At 68.5% G+C, this 25,543-nt stretch carries 18 protein-coding genes and 1 tRNA gene; 14 read left to right on the top strand and 5 right to left on the bottom strand.

The window, feature by feature from the left end:
• The 10 genes from GGR12_RS16860 to GGR12_RS12535 all read left to right on the top strand — a co-directional run bounded on the left by GGR12_RS16860 (position 1) and on the right by GGR12_RS12535 (position 11,627).
• Positions 1 to 1,266, top strand: coding sequence for a GDSL-type esterase/lipase family protein (locus GGR12_RS16860; protein ID WP_183204726.1), 1,266 nt, complete (start codon positions 1 to 3; stop codon positions 1,264 to 1,266).
• Positions 1,267 to 2,667 (top strand): MBOAT family O-acyltransferase, encoded by a 1,401-nt coding sequence (locus GGR12_RS12575; protein WP_183204725.1) that lies wholly within the window; start codon positions 1,267 to 1,269, stop codon positions 2,665 to 2,667.
• A gap of 15 nt (positions 2,668 to 2,682) precedes the next feature.
• Positions 2,683 to 3,207 (top strand): hypothetical protein, encoded by a 525-nt coding sequence (locus GGR12_RS12570; protein WP_183204724.1) that lies wholly within the window; start codon positions 2,683 to 2,685, stop codon positions 3,205 to 3,207.
• A gap of 41 nt (positions 3,208 to 3,248) precedes the next feature.
• Positions 3,249 to 5,705, top strand: a complete 2,457-nt coding sequence (locus GGR12_RS12565) for an alpha/beta hydrolase family protein (protein ID WP_183204723.1) — start codon at positions 3,249 to 3,251, stop codon at positions 5,703 to 5,705.
• Between the two features lie 112 nt (positions 5,706 to 5,817).
• Entirely contained in the window at positions 5,818 to 7,230 is a 1,413-nt protein-coding gene (locus GGR12_RS12560; RefSeq protein WP_183204722.1) for a circularly permuted type 2 ATP-grasp protein, read from the top strand.
• On the top strand, positions 7,230 to 8,162 hold the full coding sequence (locus GGR12_RS12555) for an alpha-E domain-containing protein (protein WP_183204721.1): 933 nt from the start codon (positions 7,230 to 7,232) through the stop codon (positions 8,160 to 8,162). Before GGR12_RS12560 ends, GGR12_RS12555 begins: the two co-directional genes overlap by 1 nt.
• A 1-nt stretch (position 8,163) precedes the next feature.
• The gene (locus GGR12_RS12550) at positions 8,164 to 8,988 is read left to right on the top strand and encodes a transglutaminase family protein (RefSeq protein ID WP_183204720.1); all 825 of its coding nucleotides are present in this window, start codon (positions 8,164 to 8,166) and stop codon (positions 8,986 to 8,988) included.
• A gap of 75 nt (positions 8,989 to 9,063) precedes the next feature.
• On the top strand, positions 9,064 to 9,828 hold the full coding sequence (locus GGR12_RS12545; RefSeq protein ID WP_183204719.1) for a proteasome-type protease: 765 nt from the start codon (positions 9,064 to 9,066) through the stop codon (positions 9,826 to 9,828).
• Positions 9,829 to 9,876: 48 nt separating this feature from the next.
• The gene (locus tag GGR12_RS12540) at positions 9,877 to 11,262 is read left to right on the top strand and encodes a glycoside hydrolase family 47 protein (protein WP_183204718.1); all 1,386 of its coding nucleotides are present in this window, start codon (positions 9,877 to 9,879) and stop codon (positions 11,260 to 11,262) included.
• Positions 11,259 to 11,627 (top strand): hypothetical protein, encoded by a 369-nt coding sequence (locus GGR12_RS12535; protein ID WP_183204717.1) that lies wholly within the window; start codon positions 11,259 to 11,261, stop codon positions 11,625 to 11,627. Before GGR12_RS12540 ends, GGR12_RS12535 begins: the two co-directional genes overlap by 4 nt.
• A gap of 27 nt (positions 11,628 to 11,654) precedes the next feature.
• Here GGR12_RS12535 and GGR12_RS12530 read toward each other — a convergent pair whose 3' ends face one another.
• The 3 genes from GGR12_RS12530 to GGR12_RS12520 form a co-directional block, all read right to left on the bottom strand.
• The gene (locus GGR12_RS12530; protein WP_183204716.1) at positions 11,655 to 14,000 is read right to left on the bottom strand and encodes a GH92 family glycosyl hydrolase; all 2,346 of its coding nucleotides are present in this window, start codon (positions 13,998 to 14,000) and stop codon (positions 11,655 to 11,657) included.
• An 82-nt stretch (positions 14,001 to 14,082) separates the two neighbouring features.
• The gene (locus tag GGR12_RS12525) at positions 14,083 to 19,311 is read right to left on the bottom strand and encodes a beta strand repeat-containing protein (protein ID WP_183204715.1); all 5,229 of its coding nucleotides are present in this window, start codon (positions 19,309 to 19,311) and stop codon (positions 14,083 to 14,085) included.
• A 126-nt stretch (positions 19,312 to 19,437) separates the two neighbouring features.
• A tRNA-Lys gene (locus GGR12_RS12520) sits at positions 19,438 to 19,513 on the bottom strand.
• Positions 19,514 to 19,689: 176 nt separating this feature from the next.
• Here GGR12_RS12520 and GGR12_RS12515 point away from each other — a divergent pair.
• From GGR12_RS12515 to GGR12_RS12505, 3 genes are all read left to right on the top strand, one after another.
• On the top strand, positions 19,690 to 21,105 hold the full coding sequence (locus tag GGR12_RS12515; RefSeq protein ID WP_183204714.1) for an amino acid permease: 1,416 nt from the start codon (positions 19,690 to 19,692) through the stop codon (positions 21,103 to 21,105).
• On the top strand, positions 21,105 to 21,458 hold the full coding sequence (locus GGR12_RS12510; protein ID WP_183204713.1) for an Hpt domain-containing protein: 354 nt from the start codon (positions 21,105 to 21,107) through the stop codon (positions 21,456 to 21,458). The genes GGR12_RS12515 and GGR12_RS12510 overlap by 1 nt, the downstream gene beginning before the upstream one ends.
• Positions 21,459 to 21,592: 134 nt before the next feature.
• Positions 21,593 to 21,952: a hypothetical protein gene (locus GGR12_RS12505; protein WP_183204712.1), complete on the top strand. Its 360-nt coding sequence runs from the start codon at positions 21,593 to 21,595 to the stop codon at positions 21,950 to 21,952.
• Here the strand turns inward: GGR12_RS12505 and GGR12_RS12500 are convergent.
• Positions 21,949 to 22,221 (bottom strand): chorismate mutase, encoded by a 273-nt coding sequence (locus GGR12_RS12500; protein ID WP_183204918.1) that lies wholly within the window; start codon positions 22,219 to 22,221, stop codon positions 21,949 to 21,951. The genes GGR12_RS12505 and GGR12_RS12500 overlap by 4 nt on opposite strands.
• 64 nt (positions 22,222 to 22,285) lie before the next feature.
• Positions 22,286 to 23,101 carry a ferredoxin--NADP reductase gene (locus GGR12_RS12495; RefSeq protein ID WP_183204711.1) on the bottom strand — a complete coding sequence of 272 codons (816 nt, stop codon included), beginning with the start codon at positions 23,099 to 23,101 and terminating at the stop codon, positions 22,286 to 22,288.
• Between the two features lie 162 nt (positions 23,102 to 23,263).
• On the opposite strand from GGR12_RS12495, the gene GGR12_RS12490 reads away from it, so the two are divergent.
• Positions 23,264 to 25,525 (top strand): S9 family peptidase, encoded by a 2,262-nt coding sequence (locus tag GGR12_RS12490; RefSeq protein ID WP_183204710.1) that lies wholly within the window; start codon positions 23,264 to 23,266, stop codon positions 25,523 to 25,525.
• The last annotated feature ends 18 nt before the right edge of the window (positions 25,526 to 25,543 follow it).

Below are 25,543 nucleotides of genomic sequence, written 5' to 3'. Positions count from 1 at the left end.
GTGAGAGCGGCGCTTGCGGCGCTGATCGCCAGCCTTGTTTGCGCGGCGCCCGCCGCGGCCCAGACCTCCTATGTCGCCATGCCTGAGCGTGAGCCGGGCGCGGGCGTGTGTGCGGGCGGCCTGTGCCAGCCGGAGGCGCTGACCGGTCTCTTTGCGGCTCTGGCGGCGACCGAGGCGGGAGAGCGGACCGCTCCGGTGCACATCGTCCAGATCGGGGACAGCCACACCGCCGGCGACCGCATCACCGGCGCGACGCGCGCGGTGCTGCAGCGACGCTTCGGCGCCGCGGGGCGAGGGGTGCTGCCGGTCGGCGTGCCCTACGGCGGCTATGCGCCGATGCAGGTGCTGGTGGAGGTCCAGGACTGGCGGACGGCGACGGCGCCGGTGGCGGGACGCTCGGCCCTGCAGGCGGTCGATGTCGGGCTGGCCGGGGTGTCGCCGCCGACCTACGGCCCCGCGCCGCTCCTGCGGATTCTGCCGGATCCCGGCGCCTCGCCCTCGGTGCTGCAGGTGTGCGGGCGGGCGGGCCCGGCGTCGACCGGGTTCGATGTGGCGATCGGCGATCGGCGGCTGCCGGTCGACCTGACCCAGCCGGAGTCAGGTCCGCTGTGCTGGACGCTCAGGGTGTCGGCCGCCGGGCCGGTCGAACTGAGGCCGAAGGGCGCGAACGCCCTTGCCTACAGCGTCATGCTGCAGGGCGACGGGCCGGGCGTGATCCTGTCCAATCTCGGCGTGGTCAGCGCGACCCTGCGCGATCTGGCGGCGCGTGACGAGACGGTGGTCGAGGCGGAGCTGGCGGCCTGGCGGCCGACGCTGCTGGTACTGGCGTTCGGGACGAACGAGGGGTTCGAGGACGATCTGGATGCGGCGGCCTATGAGGCCTTGCTGCGCGGCCAGATCGAGCGGATGCGGCGGCTGGCGCCGCGGGCGTCCCTGCTGATCCTGGGCGCGCCGGATGCGCTGCGCAGCGGAGCGACGAACGGCTGCAGCGCCGATGGCGTTCGGGCGCCGCCGCCGTCGCTGGCGGTGGTCCGGGACGTGCAGCGCAAGGTCGCCGCCGATCTGGATGTGGCGTTCTGGGACTGGCACGGACGAATGGGGGGAGACTGTTCGGCCGATCGTCTGGCGCTGGGGGCCGAGCCCTACATGCGCGGCGACCGGGTCCATTTCACGAGCGCGGGGGCCAACTGGATCGGCGGCACCCTGGCGGGCGACCTGATGGCCGCCTACGACCGCTGGAAGGCTGAACGGGGGAGCGTCGACTAGATGCTGTTCCCCACGCTCGCCTTCGGCGTCTTCTTCCTGTTCGTCTATTTCACCGCCTGGTCGCTGGATCGCGAGAACGGGCGGCGCAAGGTGTTCCTGCTGCTGGCCAGCTGGTTCTTCTACGCCCAGTGGGACTGGCGGTTCGTTGGCCTGCTGATCCTGTCGGCTGTGCTGAACTGGGCCATCGCGGCGCTGATCGCGCGCCGGCCCGAGACCAAGCGGGTCTGGCTGGTGGGTCTGGGCGTGGCCGCAAACCTGCTGATCCTCGGCTTCTTCAAATACTACGGCTTCTTCATCGAGCAGGCGGGCGATCTGCTGGCCCGGTTCGGCTGGGAGCGGGATCTGCCGCTGTTGCAGGTGGTGCTGCCGGTGGGGATTTCGTTCTTCACCTTCCAGGGCATCAGCTACGTCGTCGACGTGCATCGCGGGAAGACGCCGCCGGCGAAGAGCCTGCTCGACGTCATGCTGTTGATGAGCTTCTTCCCGCACCTGGTGGCGGGACCCATCGTGCGGGCGTCGGACCTGCTGCCGCAGTTCGACCGGTCGCCGCGCCTGAGCCGCGAGATGGCGACGCACGGAATGCTGCTGATCGTCTGGGGCCTGTTCAAGAAGACGGTGATCGCATCCGAGCTGTCGGTGCACCTTGTCGATCCGGTGTTCTTCGATCCGTCGGCGCATAGCGCGATCGACGTCGCGGCGGCCATCTACGGCTATGCGATCCAGATTTACTGCGACTTCTCGGCCTATTCGGACATGGCGATCGGGATCGCCGCGCTGCTCGGCTATTCCTTCCCGCGCAACTTCGACCAGCCGTACCGGGCCAGTTCGATGCAGCAGTTCTGGCGGCGCTGGCACATCAGCCTGTCCAGCTGGCTGCGCGACTATCTGTACGTGCCGCTGGGCGGGGGTCGTAAGGGCCTGGTCTCGAGCTGCGTGAACGTGTTCATCACCATGGTGCTGGGCGGCCTGTGGCACGGGGCGGCGTGGACCTTCCTGGCGTGGGGCGCGCTGCACGGCGGGGCGCAGGTGGTCGAGCGGGTGGGGCGGTCGATCTTCGGCGGCCGGCAGGTGATCCCGACCTTCCTGGGCGTGCTGATCACCTTCCACATCGTCTGCCTGGGCTGGGTGCTGTTCCGGGCCGAGAGTTTCGAGCTGGCCATGGCCATGCTGGAGGGGCTGGGCCGGATGGGGCCGGTCGAGGTGCTGACGCCGCTGCTGCTGACGCTGATCGTGGGCGGGCTGGCCATGCACTGGCTGCCGCCGCGCGCGGTCGAGGGGCTGGCCGAGCGGCTGAAGACGGCGCCGTCGATCACCCTGGGCGTGCTGATCGGGATCGCCATCCTGCTGGTCGAGGCGGTGCGCCCGGACGGCGTGGCGCCCTTCATCTATTTCCAGTTCTAGAACGTTGGAGCAGTGATGACCGACGACAGGAACGATCACGAACCGCCGCTGGGGCCGTTCCCGACGCACCGGCCGGAATCGCCGTTCCCGCCGCTGGGCGAGACCCTGCCGCCGGGCGTGACGATGGGCGGGCCGGTCGATCCGCCCAGCGACTGGATGGAGACGGCGAACGCCCACGATCTGCCGACGCGCGAGAACGCGCTGGTGGCGCTGGGGCGCTACGCCTTTCCGCCGGCGCCGCCGCTGGACGACGAGGGCGTGGCCGCGCGGGATCAGCGCTGGACCAGCCGGACGATCGTGGTGACGACGGTGTTCCTGCTGATCTTCAACGCCGTATCGCCGCTGAACTGGTCGCGGCAGCAGCCGCCGGGCTGGGTGCCCGAGACGGTGCAGGCGTTGTCGCAGGTTTGGTCCGACCAGCTGGCGGTGTTCGGCGTCGACAAGCCGCGGCAAGGCGTGCGCGAGGCGTGGAAGTCGGCCCAGGCGGCGCGGTTCGTCGGGCAGGAGCCAACCTTGACCGGAGCGGACGCCGCCCCCTAGCGTGCGCCCGCCGCCGCCCGGCGGGGTCTGGGATAGTGTTCATGCGTCATCGTCTGCTCGGTCGGGCCCTGCCCGCGTTCGTTCTGCTGGCCGCCCTGTCGGGCCCGGCGCTGGCGCAGAATCCGCTGGCCTATCAGCAGCCGCCGGCCCCGATCGCGGACATTCTGGATACGAAGCCTACGCCGTCAGTCAGCCTGTCGCCCGACCGCGCGACCCTGGCGCTGTACGACCGCGCCAATCTGCCGCCGATCGCCGAACTGGCCGAGCCGATGCTGCGGCTGGGCGGCTATCGCATCAATCCGCGCAACAACGGGCCGGCCAACAGCCGCGTCAGCTGGCTGACAGGCCTGAGTTTCCAGCCGGTGGCGGGCGGGCCGGCGAGGGCGGTGCAACTGCCGGCCAATGCGCGCTTCATGTCGCCGGCCTGGTCGCCGGACGGGAAGTCGGTGGCGTTGCTGATGGACGCGCCGACCGGTCTGGAGCTGTGGGTGGTCGACGTGGCCAGCGGGCGTGCGCGCAAGCTGACCGACGCGCGGGTCAACGCGACGGCCGGCGGGGCGTTCGACTGGGCGCCCGACAGCGCCGGACTGGTGGTGCGGATGACGCCGGAAGGCCGGGGCGCGGCGCCGGACGTGACGCGGCCGCCGGCGGGACCGATCGTGGCCGAGAGCATGGGCCGGTCGGCGCCCGTGCGGACCTATCAGGACCTGCTGGGCGACGCGGGCGACGAGGCCCTGTTCGATCACTATTTCACGTCACAGTTGACGTTCGTGCCGCTGAACGGGCGGGCGAGGGCGCTGGGCCGACCGGCGGTCTATCTGGGCGCGGGCGTGTCGCCGGACGGGCGGCATGTGCTGACTACGACGGTGAAGAAGCCCTACAGCTATGTGGTGCCGGCGTCGCTGTTCCCGTCCGAGATCAACGTCATCGACCTGCAGGGACGGCTGGTGCACCAGGTCGCCGACCTGCCGCTGCGGGACGATATCCCGACGCCGTTCGACGCGGTGGCGCCGGGACCGCGCTCGGTGCAGTGGCGGGCGGATGCGCCCTCGACCCTGGTATGGACCGAGGCCCAGGACGGCGGCGATCCGCGCACCGCGGCCGAGGTGCGGGACCGGGTCTTCACCCTGGCGGCGCCGTTCAACGGCCAGCCGGTCGCGCTGGTGGATCTGAAGGAGCGCTACGGCGGCGTGACCTGGGGCGATGCGGACACCGCCCTGGTGACCAGCCGCTGGTTCAATACGCGCCACGAGACGCGTTACGTTGTCGATCCGTCGAACCCGGGCGCGGGGCGGGTGCTGCTGGAGCGGAATTACCAGGACCGGTACAACGATCCGGGCTTCCCGATCACCGAGCCGAACGCGGCGGGCTTCCCCGTGGCGCAGTTCGATGCGGACGGCCGGGTGCTGATGACCGGGGCCGGCGCGACGCGCGAGGGCGAGTATCCGTTCCTGGCCGCGATGGACCTGGCGGATGGCCGTTCCGAACGGCTGTGGACCTCGGCGAGCGGCGACTACGAGAGCATCGTGGGCGTGCTGGACGACGGCGCGCGGCGGCTGGTGACGCGCCGCGAGACGCGGAACGATCCGCCGAACCTGTATGTCCGCAATCTGGACGCGGCGGCGCCGGATGCGCTGACGCAGTTCCCGGACCCGGCGCCGCAGCTGGCCGGGGTGACGCGCCAGCTGATCACCTACACGCGCAACGACGGGGTGCAGCTGTCGGGGACGCTGTATCTGCCGGCGGGCTACGACAAGGATCGGGACGGTCCGCTGCCGCTGGTGATGTGGGCCTATCCGGCCGAGTTCACCGACGCCGCCGTGGCCGGGCAGGTGGTGGACACCGCCAACCGTTTCGTGCGGCCGGGCGGATCGAGCCATCTGTTCCTGCTGACCCAGGGCTATGCGGTGCTGGACGACCCGTCGATGCCGATCATCGGCAAGGACGGGGCCGAGCCGAACGACACCTATATCGCCCAGCTGACGGCCAGCGCCCAGGCGGCGGTCGATGCGGTGGTCGGGATGGGGGTGGCGGACCGCGACCGGATCGCGGTCGGCGGGCACAGCTACGGCGCCTTCATGACCGCGAACCTGCTGGCCCACACCGACCTGTTCCGCACCGGCATCGCGCGTTCGGGCGCCTATAACCGCACCCTGACGCCGTTCGGCTTCCAGGCCGAGCAGCGGACCTACTGGGAGGCGACCGACACCTATACGGAGATGTCGCCCTTCACCTACGCCAACCGGGTCAACGAGCCGATCCTGCTGATCCACGGCGAGGCGGACGACAACTCGGGCACCTTCCCGGTGCAGTCGGAGCGGTTCTACGCCGCGCTGAAGGGGCAGGGGGCGACAGTGCGCTATGTCGTGCTGCCGCTGGAGGCGCACGGCTATCGCGCGCGGGAGTCCGTCGGGCACACCCTGTGGGAGATGACCCGCTGGCTGGATCAGTATGTGAAGAACGCGCCGGCGCGGGAGACGGCGTCGGGCGGGCAGTGAGGGGCGGCATCTGACGGCGGACGGCGGTGAACCTTCGCCGTAGCGGGACATTCCTGTTGCGCCGGTGTCGCCCGAAGGGCCACCCTGCAATATCAATCGCATCGGGAACGGCATGGCCTTCGACGAAATGTCCGGTTACGGCGGCGACGTCCGCGACAGCTATCGCGGACTTGCGCGCTGGCTGGCGGACGCGCCCGAGGGTTTGCTGCAGGCGCGCTCGCGCCAGGCGGAGCTGTTCTTCCGACGCATGGGCGTGACCTTCGCCGTCTATGGCGAGGCGGAATCGAGCGAGCGGCTGATCCCGTTCGACGTGGTGCCGCGCATTATCGGCGCGGCGGAATGGGCCGGTCTGGAGGCCGGGCTGATCCAGAGGGTCAATGCGATCAACGCCTTCCTGGGTGATGTTTACGGCGCGCAGGAGTGTCTGAAGGCCGGGATCGTGCCGTCGGAGCTGGTCCTGACCAATCCGCACTATGCGCCCGAGATGCAGGGCCGGCGGCCGCCGCGCGGGGTGTGGGTGCATATCGCCGGCGTTGACCTGGTGCGCACCGGGGAGGACGGCTTCTTCGTGCTGGAGGACAACTGCCGCACGCCCAGCGGGGTCAGCTATATGCTGGAGAACCGCGAGATGATGATGCGGTTGTTCCCCGACCTGTTCGCCGACTATCCGGTGCGGCCGGTCGAGACCTATGCGGACATGCTGCTGGCCAGCTTGCGGGCCTGCGCGCCGGAAGCGGCGGGCAACGATCCGACGATCGTGGTGCTGACGCCGGGGCCGTTCAACTCGGCCTACTACGAACACTCGTTCCTGGCCGACAAACTGGGGGTCGAGCTGGTCGAGGGGCCCGACCTGTTCGTCGACGACGGCAAGGTGTTCATGCGCACGACGCAGGGGCGCCAGCGGGTGGACGTGGTCTATCGCCGGATCGACGACGACTTCCTGGATCCGCTGACCTTCCGGCCGGACTCGGCGCTGGGCGTGCCGGGGCTGATGACGGCCTATCAGGAGGGGACGGTGACCCTGGCCAACGCCGTCGGCACCGGCGTGGCCGACGACAAGGCGGTCTACACCTATATGCCGGACATCATCCGCTTCTTCACGGGCGAGGAGCCCATTCTGAAGAACGTGCCGACGTGGCGTTGCCGCGAGCCCGAGGCGCTGAAATATGTGCTGGCCAACCTGGGCGACCTGGTCGTCAAGGAAGTCGGCGGTTCGGGCGGCTACGGCATGCTGGTCGGGCCGGCATCCACGAAGGCCGAGATCGAGGCGTTCCGGAAGAAGCTGATCGCCGACCCCGGCGAGTTCATCGCCCAGCCGACCCTGGACCTGTCGACCGCGCCGACCCTGGACAAGGGCGAGCTGGCGGGCCGTCACGTCGACCTGCGGCCGTTCGTGCTGTCGAGCCCGGACGGCGTGCGCGTGGCGCCGGGCGGGCTGACGCGGGTGGCGCTGAAGCCCGGCTCTCTGGTGGTGAACTCCAGCCAGGGCGGCGGAACCAAGGACACCTGGGTGCTGGACGTCTGATGCTCTCAAGAACCGCAGACAGCCTGTACTGGACCGGCCGCTATATCGAGCGGGCGGACTTCCTCGCGCGCATTCTGGAGGCGACGCTGAGGCTGGCAGCCATTCCGACGCGGGGCGACGGCGACGCCGAGACGGTATGGGCCAGCGCCCTGGCCTCGGCCGGCGCACCCAAGGCCCTGGGCCGGGCCCCGACCGAGAAGTCGGTGCGGGAATATCTGGCGTTCACGCCGGACAATCCGTCGTCGATCTCGGCCTGCATCACCCGGGCGCGGACCAATGCGCGGTCGGTGCGGACGGCCCTGACCATTGAGCTGTGGGAGGCGCTGAACGGGGCCTGGAACGGCCTGGCCGAGCAGGGGCAGCCGACGCGGCGGGACGACTTCGTGCGGTTCCTTGAGTGGGTGAAGACGACGACGCTGGCGGTCGAGGGCGCGACGTCGCGGACCATGCTGCGCAACGACGCCTACTATTTCCTGCGTCTTGGCGCGGCGATCGAGCGGGCCGACAACACGGCGCGCCTGCTGGACGTGAAATACCACCTGCTGCTGCCCGAGGGCGAACGGGTGGGCGGGCAGCTGGACTATTTCCAGTGGACCACCCTGTTGCGTGAGGTGTCGGCGCTGACGGCGTATCGCTGGGTGTACCGGGACTCGGTCAAGCCGTGGCTGGTGGCGGACCTGCTGGTGCTGAACCGGCAGATGCCGCGGTCGCTGGCCAGCTGTCAGGCGTCTATCGTGCGGTATCTGGAGCGGCTGGCCAACGACTATGGCCGACGCGGACCGGCGCAGCGGCTGGCGGCGGAGCGGATGCGGGCGTTCGACAACTCGCGCATCGAGTCGATCTTCCAGGCCGGGCTGCACGAGTACATCCAGGAGTTTCTGGCCGAGAACGGGCAGCTGGGCATGGCCATTCACGACCAGTATCTGAGCTGACATGCGCATCCGCATCGATCACTCGACGACCTACGCCTACGACCGCGCCGCGCGGTTCATCATCCAGACGCTGCGTCTGACGCCGCGCTCCAGCGAGGCGCAGACCGTGCGCGACTGGCGGATCGAGACCAATGTCGACGCCCGCCTGAGACGGAGCGAGGACGCCTTCGGCAACATCGTGCACGCGCTGTACACCGAGCAGCCGACGCAGAGCCTGACGGTGCGGGTGTCCGGCGAGGTCGTCACCACCGACACGGCCGGGGTCGTGCCGCAGGACCAGGAGACGCTGTCGCCGCTGGTCTTCCTCCGCGACACGCCGCTGACCCAGCGGGATCAGTTGATCTCGGTCTTTGCGTCCGAGTTCTCGGCGCATCCGGCGCTGGAGCGGATGCACCGGCTGATGGCGGCGATCCACGGCTCGGTGGCGTTCGAGGTCGGGGTAACCACGCCGACGCACACGGCGGCCGAGGTCCTGGCGCTGGGGCGGGGGGTCTGTCAGGACCACGCCCACGTTTTCATCGCCTGCGCGCGACAGATGGGCGTCCCAGCGCGTTATGTGTCCGGCCACCTGCTGCGCAGCGATCGCGACGATCAGGACGCCGCCCACGCCTGGGCCGAGGCGTGGATCGACGATCTGGGCTGGGTCGGTTTCGATCCGGCCAACGGGGTCTGCCCGACCGAGCGCTATGTGCGGGTGGCGACTGGTCTGGATTATCTGGGCGCCGCCCCGGTTCGCGGGGCCAGCTACGGCGGCGGCGGCGAACGACTGGCGGTGAGGCTCAGCGTGCGTGATGCCGACATGCAACAAAGCCAGCAACAGGCGTGATCAAGGCATTGGTGGTCGCGGGAATCTGTTACTCTCTGCAGCCATGATCGCGGTGCATCCGAGGCGGGGCGCCAGATGACCTATTGCGTAGGCATGCTGGTGGAAGAGGGGTTGGCGATGATCGCCGACACCCGGACGAACGCGGGCGTCGACAACATCTCGTCGTATCGCAAGCTGCACATCGTCGACATGCCCGGAGAGCGCGTGATCGGCGTCTGCACCGCGGGCAATCTGTCGGTGACCCAGACGGCGCTGGCGATGGCCAGGGAGGGAGTGCACCTGAACGTCGGCGAACCCGCCGAGACGCTGGAGACGGCGCCGAGCATGTTCCGTTGCGCCCAGTTGCTAGGTCATGCGCTGCGCAGCGTACGCATGTCGATCGCGCCGGGCCTGCAGGCAGACAGTCTGAATACGGCCGCCTCGATGCTGGTGGGCGGGCAGATCGCCGGCGGCGAGATGGCGCTGTACCTGGTCTACAGCCAGGGCAATTTCATCGAGTGCGGCGGCGACACCCCCTATCTGCAGATCGGCGAGCTGAAGTTCGGCAAGCCGATCCTCGAAAGCGGCCTGAGCTTTGATTCCACCCTCGCCGAGGCGGTGAAGCTGGGCCTGATCTCGTTCTCGACCACGATGCGCTCGAATGTCGGCGTCGGAGCGCCCTTCGACATGCTGACGGTGCGGCGCGACCAGCTGGTCGGCGAACAGCGGCGGATCGAGGAAAACGATCCGTATTTCAAGGATCTGCACGAACAGTGGACCCAGGTCCAGGCCAAGGCGCGGCGCGCCATGCCCGAGCCCCCGTGGCTGACAGGTCCCCGGCTGGCGGCCAAGAGCGGCTGAAGCCAGCCTGGCTGTTGCGGTACGGCCTCGCCGGGATACGGTGACGCCATGATCCGATCCCTTCACCGCCGTCACGCCCTCGCCCTGCTGGGCGGTTCCACCCTCGCCGGCCTGACCGGCCTGCCCGCCATGGCGCAGTCCGAGGACTGGAGCGCGCTGGGCGCCGACGTGAAGGCCCAGTTCAAATGGGCCTGGGACCAGTACGTCGACAAGGCGTGGGGCAAGGACGAGATCAATCCGGTCAGCGGAACGGCGCAGTCGTTCTTCATCGAGGGGCAGGACCTCGGGCTGTCGCTGGTCGAGGCGCTGGACACGCTGTGGATCATGGAACTGGACGAGGAGTTCCAGGCCGGGGTCGACTGGGTGAAGGCGAACCTGGACTTCGACATCGACGGCTATTCGCAGGTGTTCGAGACCAACATCCGTCTGGTCGGGGGGCTGCTGTCCGCGCACCTGGCGAGCGGCGATCCCTTGCTGCTGGCGAAGGCCAAGGACCTGGCGGACCGGCTGATGAAGGCGTTCGACGCCTCGCCGCACGGCCTGCCGTATCGCTATGTGAACCTGAAGACCGGGGCGGTGCGCGATCCGGAGACCAATCTGGCCGAGATCGGCACCTATGCGACCGAGTTCGGGCTGCTGGGCCAGCTGACGGGCGACGACCGCTACTATGCGGCGGCCAAGCGGGCGATGAAGCACGCGTTGGATATGCGCTCCGACCTCGGTCTGATGGCGGCGAACATCCATGCGGAGACGGGGCAGTTCACCAGCCGCAACGCCTCGATCGACGTCTACGCGGACAGTTTCTACGAATACCTGTGGGACGCCTGGGAGCTGTTCGGCGACCAGGACATGAAGCGCTGGGCCGAGGAATGCCTGGCCGCGATGGTCGCCCACCAGGGCAAGCGCTACGACGGCCGCCTGTGGTTCCCGATGGTGGACTATGAGACCGGCGCGGTGACGGGGACGTCGCAGACGGTGCTGGGCGGCTATCTGGCCGGGCTTCTGGGGCAGGTCGGGCTGAAGGCCGAGGGCGACGACTTCCTGGCCACCTATACGGAGATGCAGGCGACGTACGGGATCATCCCGGAGTCGACCGACGTGACCACACGCCTGCCGCGCACGAAACGCACGGGGCTGCGGCCGGAGTTCGCCGACGCCTGCCTGAACCTGTGGCTGGGCGACCGGGACGAGCGCTATCGCGCCCTGACGGCGATCCACTGGCGCAACATGAAGGAAAGCTCGAAGGCGGCCTACGGCTTCACCGCGCTGTCCGACATCACGACGCGGCCGATGGCGCAGGGGGACAACTGCCCCGGCTACTGGTGGTCCGAGCAGATGAAATACTACTACCTGATGTTCGCCGAGCCGAAGCGGGTGGACCTGAACAGGCTGGTGCTGAGCACGGAAGCGAATGTGCTGCGGGGGTTCCGGTGAGCTTGATCCTGACGTCCATGGCGGTTGCGTCGCTCGTCTCAGCGCCGCAGTCGGACGCGGTTTCCGTTCCGTGGACGCTTGAAACGCCTGCGATCGAGGGGGCGATCGTGGACCCGACCTGCCGGGGCTCGCGACCGGCCGAGCATGCGCAGTGCGTCTTCCTGCCCCGATCTGGAGGGATAACCCCCTATTTCAACCTCCTCGACGCCACCTGGAAGGTGGTCGCCGAGACGAGCGAGATGAGGATATTTCAGTCGCCGCGCGATGATGGCCAGTGCGACTTCATCTCGCTCTGGCTGGCGGGAAGCGAGGACGAATTCCTCATCGTGCTGCGTCAGTTCGAACCGAAGGCGTGCGTTACCTAGCCGGGACCGCGTCGCCGACCCCGACGATCACTGTCCGTAGGCGCTCATCGCATAAGGCCGCTCCGGCGCCGTGGTCCCCCAGATCAGGTTCGGCTCTGCGCCCATGACGAAGTGGAGTTCGCCGCCGGCCTGGATCTCGGCGTGGCCGATCCAGGTGCGGGTCAGGGGCTGGCCGTTGAGGGTGACGGACTGGACGTAGGGATTCCCGTCCGACAGGCCCTCGGTCGAGATGACGAAGCGCTTGCCGTTGGGCAGGTTCAGGGTGGTGCGGTCGGTGAAGGGGCGGCCGATGACGTACTGACCCGAGCCCGGCGTGACCGGATAGAAGCCCATGGCCGTGAACATCAGCCAGGCCGACGTCTGGCCGACGTCGTCATTGCCCGCCAGCCCGTCGGGGCGCGAGTGGTACTGGCTGTCCATGATCTGCTTCAGCCGCGCCTGGGTGCGCCACGGGGCGCCGGCGAAGACGTAGGCGTAGGCCGAATGGTGGCTGGGCTCGTTGCCGTGGATGTACTGGCCGATCAGGCCGGCGATGTCCTCGGCGTGCGAGTAGTCGAGGCCCGAGTTGTCGTAGTCGAACATGGCGTCGAGCTTCGCCACCGTGGCCTGATCGCCGCCCATGGCCGTGACCAGCGCGGCCATGTCCTGGGGCACGAACCAGGAATACTGCCAGGCGTTGCCCTCGGTGTAGTCCGATCCATAGTTGATCGCGGTCGGATCGAAGGGCGTGCGGTAGCTGCCGTCGGCCAGGCGGGCGCGGACGAAGCCGGTCTCGCCGTCGAAGGTGTTCTTCCAGAAGCCGGCGCGGCGGTCGAACTGCTGCTGCACGTCGGTGCGGCCGAGGCGCTCGGCCATGCGGGCGATGGTCCAGTCGTCGTAGGCGTATTCGACGGTCTTGGACGCGGCTTCGGGCTCGCGGTCGATGGGCACGTAGCCGAGGTCCATATAGTCGCCCAGGCCGCCGTAGGGGCGGTAGGTGGCGCTGGCGAGCATGGCGTTGAGCGCAGCCTGGCCGTCGATGCCCTGCACGCCCTTCAGGTACGCGTCGGCGATGACCGGGACGGCGTGATAGCCGATCATGGTCCAGGTCTCCTGGCCCGCGAAGGACCAGACCGGCAGGATGCCGTAGGGGCTGACCTGCTGCGCCGCGATCAGGGAGTTGATCATGTCGGCGTTGCGGCTGTCCGGCTGGACCAGGGTCAGCAGAGGATGCTCGGCGCGGAAGGTGTCCCACAGGCTGAAGGTCGAGTGGACGGTGAAGTCCGCGTCGTGGACGGCGTTGTCAGGACCCCGCCAGCGACCGTCAACGTCGCCGTGGACCGACGGCGCGATCAGGGCGTGATAGAGGGCGGTGTAGAGGCTGGTCCGCATCTCCGGCTCGGCCTCGATCTCAACCGCGCCGAGGGCCTGTTCCCAGGAGGCGCGGGTCGAGGCGCGCACGCCGTCGAAGTCGAAGCTGCCGCCCTCGGATTCCAGATTGCGGATGGCCCCGGCCTCGTCGACCGAGGAGATCGCGACCTGCACCAACAGCGGGCCGGCGATCTGGCCGAAGTCGAACGCGGCCTCCAGCTGACGGCCCTCGACCTGGGCGCGGTCGTCCATGGCGCGGCCGGGCTGGCGGAAGCCGCGGTAGGGGACGTTCTCCTCGCGGTCGCGCAGCTGGTAGCCGACGACCGGCTTGGAGAAGCGCATGGCGAAGTAGAACTGGCGGCCGGGGGCCCAGCCGCGGGTTTCGCGGAAGCCGGTGATGGTGCCGTCCGGATGCACCCGGATGCGCGACCACTGCACCTTGCCGGGGTAGTCGTAGATGGACGGGCGGAAGTCGAGGAGGATGCGGGCCGGTGCGTTGCGCGGGAAGCTGTAGCGATGCAGGCCGATACGCGTGCCGGCGGTCAGTTCGGCCCGCACGCCGGAGTCGGTCAGGCTGACGGCGTAATAGCCGGGCTCGGCGACCTCCGAGGCCTTGTTATAGCGCGAGCGATAGCCCGAGCCGGGCTGGTCCGCGGCGCCGGCGTCCCAACGGATCTCGCCCGAGATGGGGGCGAGCAGCAGGTCGCCGAGATCGGAATGGCCGGTGCCCGAGAAATGGGTGTGCGAGAAGCCCATGATGGTCGGGTCGTCGTAGCGGTAGCCCGAGGCCCAGTCGTAGCCCTCGCGCAGCAGCTTGTGATCGGTGTCCGGGCTGAGCTGAACCATGCCGAAGGGCGCGACGGCGCCGGGGAAGGTGTGGCCCTTGCCGGCGGTGCCGATGAAGGGATCGACCGCGTCGAACGGCGAGGGCGGGGCAGGAGGCGCATCCTGCGCCGTGGCGCAGCCTGCGAGGCTCATGGCCACAGCCGCAGTCAGGATCACATTCCGGCCAAACCGACGCATGGCGCTCCCCCCGTTCAAGACGCGGGGACCCTAGCATTACGATCGGCCGACGCCAGAGATGACGTCGGCCGATCGTGGATCGTCAGACGATCCAGCCGTCGTGGGCGTGGCCGTCCATGTGCGGCCCGAACACGCCGCCGATGAACAGCGGCGCGTCGGCGAACCCGTGGAAGCCGGTCTCCATGCCGCTGGCGCCGCCGCCGGCGTCCGCGCCGTCGAAGGCGAGGTCGTCCTGTACGGGCAGGACCAGCGGCCCCGCCTTGTCGGCCAGCGCCGGCAGCACGAAGGCGTCGTCGGCCAGCATCGGCGAGACCAGCGGCCCGGCGTCCTTTTCGGACAGTTCCGGCGATCCCGCATGGGTGTAGGTCAGCACGGTCTTGGTATTGCCGGTGAGGAAGCGGACCGCCTCGATGCTCTGGACGTAGATGGTCCCGTCACGCCCGGCGACGGTGTCGACGATGCGCCAGCCGGAACCTTCGATGGCGACCGTGTACTGGGCCTTGGCGCCCCGCACATGGACCTCGTCGTAGCCGGCCCCGCCGAACAGCCGGTCCGAGCCGCCCATGCCCTTCAGGATGTCGTCGCCGACGCCGCCGGTGATCGAGTTGTTGCCGGCGTTCCCGGTGCCGTAGAACTTGTTGTTCCCGACGTAGTACATGTCCTCGACATTGGCGGCCATGTTGTGAGCCCCCACGTGGGCCTCGATGGTGTCGTGGCCCTGACCCGCAAGTTCCACGACGCTGTCGTAGGCATCCAGCACATACAGATCGTCACCGAGGCCGCCCTGCAGCTGGTTGGCCAGACCCTGGCCGCCCGCGAGGACGTCGTTGCCCGCAAAGCCCAGCAGGGTGTCCGCGCCAAGACCACCGGAGAGTCGGTCGCCCAGCGTGCCGCCGACGAGGGTGTCGTTGAACGCCGAGCCGAGGATGCCTTCGATCGAACTGTAGGTATCGGTGGCGCTGTCGCCGTCGGTCACCGCTCGCATGACATCGAGGCGGGCATGCACGCCGGCCGCGGCCTGGCTGTAGTCCGCCGTATCCACGCCGGCGCCGCCGACGAGAGTGTCCACGCCGCCACGACCCCGCAGCAGGTCGTCGCCCGCCCCGCCGGTCATCACGTTGTTGAGCACGTTGCCGGCGCCGGAGAAGTTTCCCGCGCCCGTGTAGATCAGGTTCTCGACGTTGGCGGCGAGGTTGTAGCTGCCAATCCGTGCTTCAACGGTGTCGATGCCCTGGCCTGCGATCTCGACCACCGAGTCCAGCGCTTCCAGAACATAGCGGTCGTCGCCCAGTCCCCCTTGCAGGGTATTGTTGGCGCCCGCGCCGCCCCACAGGATGTCGTTTCCGCCTTGGCCCAGAAGGGTGTCGGCGCCGAGACCGCCGCGCAGGGTGTCTCCCAACGTTCCGCCGACGAGCAGGTCGTTGAAGGCCGAGCCGGTGATGGCCTCGATGGAGGTGAAGGTGTCGGTCCCGCCATCGCCGTCGTTCGTCGAGCGCAGGGTGTCGAGACGGGCGGTGACCCCGGCCGCAGCGGAACTGTAGTCCGCCGTGTCGAAGCCGTTGCCGCCGAGAAGCACGTCGACGCCGCCGCCGCCGGCAAGGGTGTCGTCTCCATCCATGCCCGCGAGCCGGTCGTCGCCTCCCAGACCGTTCAGGACATTCGTCTGCGCATCCCCGGTGATGTCGTCGATCCCCGTGGTCCCGGTGACATTCTCGATTCCGACGAGGGTGTCGTCGCCGGAATAGTTGGACGCCAGACCCGTCGTGAGATTCGCTACGACCCCCGCGCCCCCGTACGCGTAGAAATAGCTGATCGTGTCGATGCCGGATCCGCCGTCCACAAGGTCGTGCGAGCCCGTGGGGTATTCGCCGCCCTGCAGGAACACGTCGTCGCCGTCGCCGCCCAGCAGAATGTCGTTTCCGCCGCTGGCTTCGATGATGTCGTCGCCGCCGCCCGCGTCGATGTCCAGCCAACGGTCGCCGAAGTCGCCCGTGAGGCTGTTGCGGAAGATGTTGTTCCCGTCGTCGCCGCGACCGGTGCGGACACCCGCGCCGATTCCCATGAATTCGATTTCCTCGACGCCCGTGAAGGTGAAGGGGGTCGAGCCGGCGATCCCTGTTCCCGTGCGCAGGTCGATGCTCGTTCCCGGCCCGTAGAGAAACAGTTCGTCCCATCCGCTTCCGCCGGATATCTGCGTCAGGGCGGTTCCACCCGACGCATAGACACCGAGGAAGTCGTCTCCGTCCTCGCCGAAGGCCTGGTCACCGGCATCCGCCTGGATGACATCGTCGCCCCCTCCGCCCAGCATGAAGTCGGCGCCCGCGCCGCCGCGGATGACGTCGCCGCCCGCGCTACCGGTGATGTGATCATCGCCGTCGTTGCCGTTCAGGCTGCTGCCTGCGCTGCGGCCGACGATGATGTCGTTGAAGGCGCTGCCGTTGGCTGAGCCGTAGGTCTCGCCGGCGTCAAAATACTGCCCGCCGTTCCCGCCCACGATCAGGGTGCGATCATTGAAGCGCAGGTATTCGACATTGATCAGGCTGTCGGAGCCGTCCGGACCGACGACCGTCGTCGTCCCGCCCGTGGTGGTGATCGTATAGGACGAAGCCAGGCCGTTGAATTGCACCATGTCGGCGCCCGCGCCGCCGTCGATGACGTCGTCTCCGCCCTCCGGAACGATCAAGTCATTTCCGTCGCCGCCATGGAACCGATCCTGGAACTGACCGCCGAACAGGACGTCGCGATCGGGAGTCCCGGTGTGGACGTCGACGATCGGCGCGCCGTTCACGCCATACGGACCGTCGTCGAACAGGAGCCGTTCCACGTTCGACAGGGTGTCCGTGCCATCGGGCCCGACCACCGTCGTGACGCCAGCCGCGGTGGAGATCGTATAGGCCGAGCGTACGCCTGCGAAGATCGCCGTATCGACGCCGTCGCCCCCGTCGATGGCGTCGTTCCCTGTCAGCCCGCGAATGGTGTCGTTGCCGTCGCCGGATCGGAGCACGTCATGGCCGGTCGTGCCGGTCAGGATGTCGGCGTAGTCGCTGCCCTCGAAAAGCTGGCCGCCCTCGGCGCCGGCGATCAGGACGCCGTCCGCGAAGCGCAGATACTCGACATTGGTCAGGCTGTCGGAGCCGTCGGGGCCGTTGACGGTCGTCACGCCATTGAAGGTGGTGACAATCGATGCGGACATCAGTCCGAAGAAGGTGACGGAGTCCGTGCCCGCTCCGCCGTCGATGATGTCAGAGCCGGTCCCGCCGATGATGCGGTCGTCGCCCGAGCCGGCTTCGATCACGTCGTCACCCGCGCCGCCGTCGAAAAACTCGGCGAACGCCATGCCCTGGCTCGTGCCCCAGGCGTCGTTGCGGCCGGTCAGGCGGTCGTTGAACGACGACCCGACGAGGCCCTCGATGTCCTCGAGCCTGTCGACGCCCGCACCGATGGTGTCCTGCACTTCATGGCGGGCGTTGTAGGAATCCCACTGGGTGTAGACGCGAACGGTCACGCCGGCGGCCGCGCCCGAATAGTCGACGACGTCGAACCCGTCGCCGCCGCGGATGAGGTCGTTGCCTGCGGCGTCAATGATCCAGTCTGCGCCGTCGTCACCGAACAACTGGTCGTCGCCGGAGCCGCCATCCATAAGGTCGTTGCCCTGGTTGCCGGAAATGCCGTCGTTTCCGTTTCCACCCGCGAGAATGTCGTCGCCGCCTCCGCCGTGCAGGGAGTCCGTGCCCTCGCCGCCGTCCATGATGTCGACGTCCATGCTGCCGTACATCCGGTCCCAGCCGTCGCCGCCCAGCATCCAGCTGCGGCCGCCCCAACCGTTCAGCACGTCGTCACCGGCCCCGCCGTCGATGTGGTCGTCGCCGTTCGCGCCCCAGACCGTGTCGTTACCGTCGCCGCCGTAGATGAAGTTCTCGCCCTCGCCCGGATTTCTCAGCGTGAGGACGGTGCGGTCCCCAAGACCGTAGATGAGATCGTCGCCGGCGCCGCCGTAGATCTGGTTCATTCCGCCGCCGCCGACGAGGTAGTCGGCGCCGTCGCCGCCGTGGATGATGTCGTTGCCCTGGTCGCCGCGCGGGCCGTTGTTGGTGTCTCCGAAAAGGGAGTCGTCGCCCGCTCCGCCCGTGATGCGGTCGTCGCCCGAGCTGCCGTAGACGCCCTCGATGCTGATCAGGGTGTCCATCCCGTCGCCGGTGTCCTGGGGACCGGTGATGCTCAGGTCGATCTGACCCGCCCGGGCCAGGCGGACGTAATCGTTTTCGCCCTCTCCGCCGTCGAGCCGGTCATTTCCGGCGCCGCCTTCCAGCAGGTCGTTGTTGCCGCCGCCTTCCAGGTGGTCGTCGCCTGCGCCGCCGAGGAGGTCGTCGTAGGACGTTCCGCCGACGAGGTGATCGGCCCCACGGCTGCCTTCGATCATCACACGTTCGACGTTGCGGATTTCCGCCAGGGTTACGGACCCCGCGCGGGCGTAGGCGAGTGTGTCCGAGTGAACGTATTCGATTCCTGTGGCGATGTCGGAGAACGACATGCGCAGAACGTCGTCTCCGCCGGCGCCGTCGGCCATGCCGCCGCCGAGGTGAAGATCAAGAACATCGTCGGCGGAACCGCCGGTCAGCTGGTCGTAGACGCTAGATCCGCGGAGCTCGATTTCTTCAATGTTCCGGACGGTGACCGCCGTGGCGCCGCCGACGCGGATAACCGCCTCGGTGTTGCTGTGGACGTAGGTGACGGCCTGGTTCCGGTCCGACATGTCGAACAGGGCGATGTCGTAACCCGCGCCGCCGTCCAGACTGCCGTTGCCGCGGCCCATGTCGTACCAGCCGTCGGTACGGGCGCCGGTCACCGTGTCGTTGCCGTCGCCTGCCGAAATCTCGTCGCAGGCCGCGTCATTGTCGCCGCCGGTGATGACGTCATCGCCCGCGAAGAGCCGCAGGGGATCGCTGAGAATGTCGAACACGCTGAGGCCGAGGCCTTGGGCGCCGTCGACGCGGAAGTGCACGTCCTCGATGCGCGGCAGGGCCTGATAGGCCTCGATCCCGCGCGAAACGCTGGCGACCACGCCCTGTGGGAAGGGGGAATCCGCCGTGTAAGTGAAGCCGCCGGGGCCGGCGCGGAACGTGACCAGGGCGATGTAGTAGCCGCCGTCATTGTGGTCATAGATGACGTTGACGGCGAACTTGCCCGGCGAGGTCTCAACCACCCACCAACGATCGTAGGCGGCGTTGATGAAATTCAGGCCGTACAGATCGCGCTGTTTGAAGTTGTCGTATTGATTCAGATTGGTACGCGGCGCCCACACCTTCGCCATGACGCAAACTCCCCCCGGTTACTGTCCCTCGCTCGCACAGCCTTGACGGCAAGTCCATCGCACCGCGGTTGCAGACGCGAAACTGGTCCGGCGTGGCGAGCTGAACTGTTCAGGGGGAGGGGACGATGGTGGGTGATGTAGGGTTCGAACCTACGACCCGCTGATTAAGAGTCAGCTGCTCTACCAACTGAGCTAATCACCCGAACTCATCGTCGTGTCGGCGGCGTCGGCAGGACCGGCGTCGGCGAGGGGCGGGACATAGCGGCGACGTCCGGCGAAGGCAAGCGGCTTTTCCGTGTCCGTTTCGGTTTGTCGCAGGAGCGGATAGGGTCTCTGCGGAATCGGCCGCCGGAGTGCGGCGAAGGGGGAGACGCGATCATGGCCTTCTGGAGCCGCCGACGTTCAATCGACGCCATGCTGGCGCCCCACGACGGGCCGGCGCTGAAGAAGACGCTGAGCTGGCCGCACCTGATGGCGCTGGGCGTCGGGGCCATCGTCGGCACCGGCATCCTGACCCTGATCGGCGTCGGCGCCGGTCTGGCCGGTCCGGCGGTGATGATCAGCTTCGCCCTGGCCGGTCTGGTGTGCGCCTGCGCCGCCCTGGCCTATGCCGAGCTGTCGACGATGATGCCGGCGGCGGGCAGCGCCTACACCTATTCCTATGCCGTGCTGGGCGAGATGATCGCCTGGATCGTGGGCTGGAGCCTGATCCTGGAATACTCGCTGGTCGTCTCCGCCGTGGCGGTGGGCTGGTCGGGCTATGCGGTCGGCTTCATGAACGGCCTGGGCTGGGTTCTGCCGGAAGCGCTGACGGTCGGGCCGCACGTGGCGGGCGGGATCGTCAATCTGCCGGCGGTGGCGATCATCGCCGTGGTGACCGGCCTGCTGCTGCTGGGCACGCGTGAGAGCGCGACGCTGAACGCCATCCTGGTGGTCATCAAGATCGTGGCTCTGATAGGCTTCGTCGCCATCGCCCTGCCGGCGTTCGACAAGGCCCACTTCACGCCCTTCATGCCCAACGGCTTTGGCGCGCCCTTCGTGCAGACCGGGGTGATGGCGGCGGCGGCGATCATCTTCTTCGCCTTCTATGGCTTCGACGCCATCTCGACGGCGGCGGAAGAGACCAAGAACCCGGGCCGCGACCTGTCGATCGGCATCGTCGGCTCGATGCTGGTCTGCACCGCGCTGTACCTGGTCGTCGCCGCGGCGGCGATCGGCGCGCGTCCGGTCGAGAGCTTCGCGGCCAGCCCTGAGCCGCTGGCGCTGATCCTGCGCGAGCTGGGGCAGGGAACCGCGGCGCAGTGGCTGGCGGCGAGCGCCGTCATCGCCCTGCCGACCGTGCTGCTGGCCTTCCTGTTCGGCCAGAGCCGCATCTTCCTCGGCATGGCCCGCGACGGCCTGCTGCCGCGCCGCCTGGCCAAGGTCTCGGCGCGCGGCGTACCGGCGGTGGTTACGATCTTCACGGCTGTCGTGGTGGCGGCCCTGGCGGGCGTCATGCGTCTGGACGAGCTGGCCTCGCTGGCCAACGCCGGGACGCTGGCGGCCTTCTTCGCCGTGGGTTTGAGCCTGATCGTGCTGCGCGTCCGTGACCCGAACCGTCCGCGCGTGTTCAAGGCGCCGCTGTGGTGGCTGGTCGGCGCGATCTGCATGATCGGCTGCGTGGTCTTCTTCCTGAGCCTGCAGACTCGCACCCAGTTCTGGTTCCTGGTCTGGAACGGCATCGGCCTGGTCGTCTACCTGGGCTGGTCCGCCTGGAACTCGCGACTGGCCAAGGGCGAAGAGCAGGCCGGCTGATGGCGCGACGCGACCTGTCCGGCGCGGTGGACTTCACCGTGCTGGAGCGGATGACCGGCGGCGAGGACTCCATCACCGACGAGGTGCTGGGTCTGTTCACGCAGCAGGCGGCCATGTGGTCGCCGCTGCTGGACGTCCGCGAGGAAGGCTGGCGCGACGGGGTGCACACCATCCGCGGCGCGGCGGCCGGCATCGGCGCGGATGCGCTGGCCCAGGCCTGCCAGACGGCGGAGGCGGCGGACAAGTCCGAGGCGCCGCCGCTGCTGGAGCGGGTGCGGGATCAGCTGGAGATCGCGCTGGGTGACGTGGCGGCCTACCGCCACGAGCTGATGTTGAGGGGGCTTCGCTCGTGAGAATAGCGCTGGTTGCCGGCGTCTGCCTGCTGGCGTCGGGATGCGCGACTGTCGACGCTCCCGCGCCTGTTCCCCCCGCCGGGCCCTGGCGTCTGACGGTCTCGCCGCCGTACGATCCCGGTGGGCAGCCGGGGTTGATCTGGCTGCGCGAGGCGGACCTGGGTCCCGCTGGCGTCGCGATCAACCGCCACTGGGAGATGTCCCTTCGCGGAGAGCCGGGCGACGAAGTCTTCCATCGCATGGAATATGATTGCCGCGCGGGTCGCGTCCGCCGCCTGGAAATGGTCCGCCTCGCACACGGCGTTCCGGTCGAACGCGGGGGTGCGGGGGACTGGTCGGACATCATTCCGCACACGCCGCCGCACGCCATTTTGGCCGCGGCCTGCGGCGAAACCAGGCTTGAGAAGAGCGCGGCGGACGCCGCCGCGGCGCGCGATGTGGAAGCGGCCCTGCGAGCCGCCTGGGCTGCGGCCAGGGCAGCGCGGGGCACCTAGGCGCGGGTGCGGTCCCAGGCCCCGAACTCGTGGGCGATGCAGCGGTCGATGAGGGTGCGCCAGACCGGCTCGGCGATGGCGGGCGACAGGCCTGCGGGGCCCGCGGCGGCGAGCACCTTGGAGACCACATCCTCGATGCGGGCGTCGTCATGGACGACGTCGCGGCTGGGCTTGATGCGGGCGGCGGCGTCCATGTAGCGCTGGCGCTCGGCCAGCATGACGACGAGGGCGCGGTCCAGCGCGTCCACGCCGTGGCGAACCTCGGCCATGGTCAGGCAGGCTTCAGGCGCTACGCGGGCGTCCACGGCGATCACAGTATGGGCTTCTTTCAGATCAACCGACAAAGGCGCGCTCCAGAACGTAGTCGCCGGGTTCGGCGTTCGAGCCTTCTTTCAGGCCATAGCTTTCGAGCAGTTCGCCCGTTTCCTTGATCATCGCCATCGAGCCGCACAGCATGACGCGGTCGGTGTTGGGCGAGAAGCCGATCGGCAGACCGAGGTCGGCGAACAGGTCGCCGGACTTGATGCGGTCGGTGATGCGGCCCGGCGTCTCGAAACGCTCGCGCGTCACGGTCGGATAGTAGCTGAGCTGGGCCTTCGCCTCGTCGCCGATCAGCGGATCGTCGTGGATGCCGGCGGTGAAGAAGTCGCGGTAGGCCAGGTCGGCGACGTTGCGGACCGTGTGGCAGACGATGACCTGGCCGAAACGGCTGTAGGTGTCGGGGTCGCGGGCGACACTGAGCCAGGGAGCGAGACCCGTGCCCGTTCCGATGAGCCAGAGACGGTCGCCGCCGGTGAGGGCGTCGAGGACCAGGGTGCCGGTCGGCTTCTTGCCCATCAGGACGGTGTCGCCGACCTGGATCTTCTGCAGACGCGAGGTGAGGGGGCCGTCGGGCACCTTGATGGAGAAGAACTCCAGCTCCTCGTCCCAGTGCGGGCTGGCGATCGAATAGGCGCGCAGGATGGGCTTGGCGCCGTCCTCTCCGGGCAGGCCGATCATCACGAACTCGCCGGAGCGGAAGCGGAAGTCCGCCGGGCGCGCGATGCGGAAGCTGAACAGCTGTTCGGTCCAGTGATGGACGGACAGCACTTCCAGTTCGTGGAAGGGCGAGGCCTTGGCGGGAGGGGAGGAGACGGCGACGTCGGTCATTGCGAGGCTGTATTAGGGGCTAGGCGAGCGTAGCGGAAGAGATGGGAGTGTCGCGGCGTGATGTGGAGCCAGCGCCACACCGGCTGACCTTGAGCACCGCCCGCCTGCTGTCCCTCATTTCCGGGATGACGACGGGCAAATCCGCCTCTAGCGTCCGCCGCCATGCGCAACATTCTTCTCGCCTCCACCCTGTTCCTTGCGGCCCAGTCGCCGTTCACCGCTGCAATGGCGCAAGAGGCCGCTCCGGCCTCCGCCATCCTGACGCCCGAGCGGGTGTTCGCGAATCCGTCGCTGTCCGGGCCGGTGGCCAAGGGCGTGAGCCTGTCGCCGGACGGTGAGCTGGTGGCCTTCCTGCGGTCGCGGCCGGACGACGTGGACGTGCAGGACCTGTGGGCCGCGCCGACCGGGGCAGGCGAACCGTTCAAGCTGATCGACGCGCGGGCGCTGGTTCCGGATGCGGGCGAGCTGTCGGAGGCCGAGAAGGCGCGGCGCGAGCGGATGCGGATCAGCGCGCGCGGCGTGGTCGAATATTCGTGGGACGAGCAGGGCCGGTACATTCTGGCGCCGCTGGAAGGGGACATCTTCCTGGCCAGCCGTGAGGGCGGCCAGGTGCGCCGCCTGACCGAGACCGAGGCCGACGAGATCGACGCCAAGGTGTCGCCGAAGGGCAATTTCGTCTCGTACGTGCGGGACCAGGACCTGGTGGTCTATGACCTGGCGTCGAACCGCGAGACGGCGGTGACGACGGACGGCGAAGGTCTGCAGACCTGGGCCACGGCCGAGTTCATCGCCCAGGAGGAGATGGATCGCGACACCGGCTACTGGTGGAGCCCTGACGAGCGCTTCATCGCCCTGCAGCACACCGACGAGTCGACGGTCGACGTGATCCCGCGACTGGACATTTCGGGCGGCGGCGCGCGGACGGTGGAGCAACGCTATCCGCGGGCGGGCCGTCCGAATGCCGTGGTCGACCTGTATGTGCATGACCGTCAGAGCGGCCAGCGCTTGAAGGTCGACCTGGGCGCCAACACCGACATCTATCTGGCGCGGGTGAACTGGTCGGCCGACGGCAAGACCCTGTACGTGCAGCGCCAGTCGCGCGACCAGAAGACGCTGGATCTGCTGAGTGTCGATCCGGCGACCGGCGCGTCGCGGGTGATCGTGACCCAGACCTCGAACGCCTGGGTGCCGCTGAACCACGACTTCAAGGCGCTGGACGACGGCAACTTCATCTGGTCGTCGGAAGAGACCGGCTGGAAGCACCTGTACCTGTACAGCCGCGACGGCCGGAAGCTGCGCGCCATCACCAGCGGCGAGTATCCGGTGAAGTCGCTGACCGGCGTGAACCAGCGCACGGGCGAGGTGTTCTTCACCGCCTCGATGCGCGACGGACGCGAGCAGCCTATCGAGCAGCAGATGTTCCGCACCAGCCTGCGCCGGACGATGACGCCGGTCGCGGTGACCCCGGCCGGCGGCTGGTGGTCGGCGTCGATGAACAAGACCGGAACGGCCTATGTCGGCAACTACACCGACGTGAATACGCCGATGCAGTCGGCGCTGTATCGCGCCGACGGGACCTTCGTGCGCTGGATCGAGCAGAACCGGCTGGACGAGAACCATCCCTACTTCCCGTACGCGTCGCGTCGCGGCGAGGTGACGTTCGGGACGCTGGACAGCCACGGCGAGACCCTGGTCTGGCAGATGACGACGCCGCCCGGGTTCGACCCGGCGCGGAAATACCCGGTGATCATGCAGGTGTACGGCGGACCGTCGGGCGGCGGCGTGAAGCGCGGCTGGCAACCGGCGACCAATCAACTGTTGACCGAGGCCGGCTACATCGTCTTCCGCCTCGACAACCGCGGCGAGGGCGACCGCTCGGCGGCGTTCAAACAGGCCCTGTATCTGAAGATGGGTCAGCCTGAGATCGAAGATCAGGTTCTGGGCGCCAACTATCTGAGATCGCTTCCGTATGTGGATGCTGATCGCATTGCGATGATGGGCTGGTCATACGGTGGGTTCATGAGCCTGATGGCGCTGACCGAGCCGGACATGGGTCTGGCGGCCGTCGCCGCCGGCGCGCCCCCGACCGAGTGGAGCCTGTACGACACCCACTACACCGAACGCTTCATGTCGACGCCGGAGGCCAATGCTGAAGGCTATGCCGCGTCGGACGTGATCCCGCGCCTGCCGAACGCGACGGGCCGCCTTCTGCTGATGCACGGCATGGCCGATGACAACGTCATCCTCGAGAACTCGACCCGGGTGATCGATGCGCTGCAGGCGTCGTCGACGCCGTTCGAACTGATGCTGTACCCCGGCCAGCGTCACGGGGTGCGCGGCAACGACCGGCAACTGCAGCAGTGGCGGATGTACCTCGACTTCCTCGACCGGACGGTGGGCGAGCGTTCGCACGCCGCGGAGTAGCAACCCGGAGACAGGCGG

The organism is Brevundimonas lenta, assembly GCF_014196335.1.
GTDB classification, from domain to species: domain Bacteria; phylum Pseudomonadota; class Alphaproteobacteria; order Caulobacterales; family Caulobacteraceae; genus Brevundimonas; species Brevundimonas lenta.
This window is presented reverse-complemented; position numbering and strand designations above follow the sequence as displayed.

Coding starts and splice junctions, on each gene's coding strand:
- GGR12_RS12575 (WP_183204725.1), top strand. CDS start 1,267: ATGCTGTTCCCCACGCTCGCCTTCGGCGTCTTCTTCCTGTTCGTCTAT.
- GGR12_RS12570 (WP_183204724.1), top strand. CDS start 2,683: ATGACCGACGACAGGAACGATCACGAACCGCCGCTGGGGCCGTTCCCG.
- GGR12_RS12565 (WP_183204723.1), top strand. CDS start 3,249: ATGCGTCATCGTCTGCTCGGTCGGGCCCTGCCCGCGTTCGTTCTGCTG.
- GGR12_RS12560 (WP_183204722.1), top strand. CDS start 5,818: ATGGCCTTCGACGAAATGTCCGGTTACGGCGGCGACGTCCGCGACAGC.
- GGR12_RS12555 (WP_183204721.1), top strand. CDS start 7,230: ATGCTCTCAAGAACCGCAGACAGCCTGTACTGGACCGGCCGCTATATC.
- GGR12_RS12550 (WP_183204720.1), top strand. CDS start 8,164: ATGCGCATCCGCATCGATCACTCGACGACCTACGCCTACGACCGCGCC.
- GGR12_RS12545 (WP_183204719.1), top strand. CDS start 9,064: ATGACCTATTGCGTAGGCATGCTGGTGGAAGAGGGGTTGGCGATGATC.
- GGR12_RS12540 (WP_183204718.1), top strand. CDS start 9,877: ATGATCCGATCCCTTCACCGCCGTCACGCCCTCGCCCTGCTGGGCGGT.
- GGR12_RS12530 (WP_183204716.1), bottom strand. CDS start 14,000: ATGCGTCGGTTTGGCCGGAATGTGATCCTGACTGCGGCTGTGGCCATG.
- GGR12_RS12525 (WP_183204715.1), bottom strand. CDS start 19,311: ATGGCGAAGGTGTGGGCGCCGCGTACCAATCTGAATCAATACGACAAC.
- GGR12_RS12515 (WP_183204714.1), top strand. CDS start 19,690: ATGGCCTTCTGGAGCCGCCGACGTTCAATCGACGCCATGCTGGCGCCC.
- GGR12_RS12510 (WP_183204713.1), top strand. CDS start 21,105: ATGGCGCGACGCGACCTGTCCGGCGCGGTGGACTTCACCGTGCTGGAG.
- GGR12_RS12500 (WP_183204918.1), bottom strand. CDS start 22,221: ATGGCCGAGGTTCGCCACGGCGTGGACGCGCTGGACCGCGCCCTCGTC.
- GGR12_RS12495 (WP_183204711.1), bottom strand. CDS start 23,101: ATGACCGACGTCGCCGTCTCCTCCCCTCCCGCCAAGGCCTCGCCCTTC.
- GGR12_RS12490 (WP_183204710.1), top strand. CDS start 23,264: ATGCGCAACATTCTTCTCGCCTCCACCCTGTTCCTTGCGGCCCAGTCG.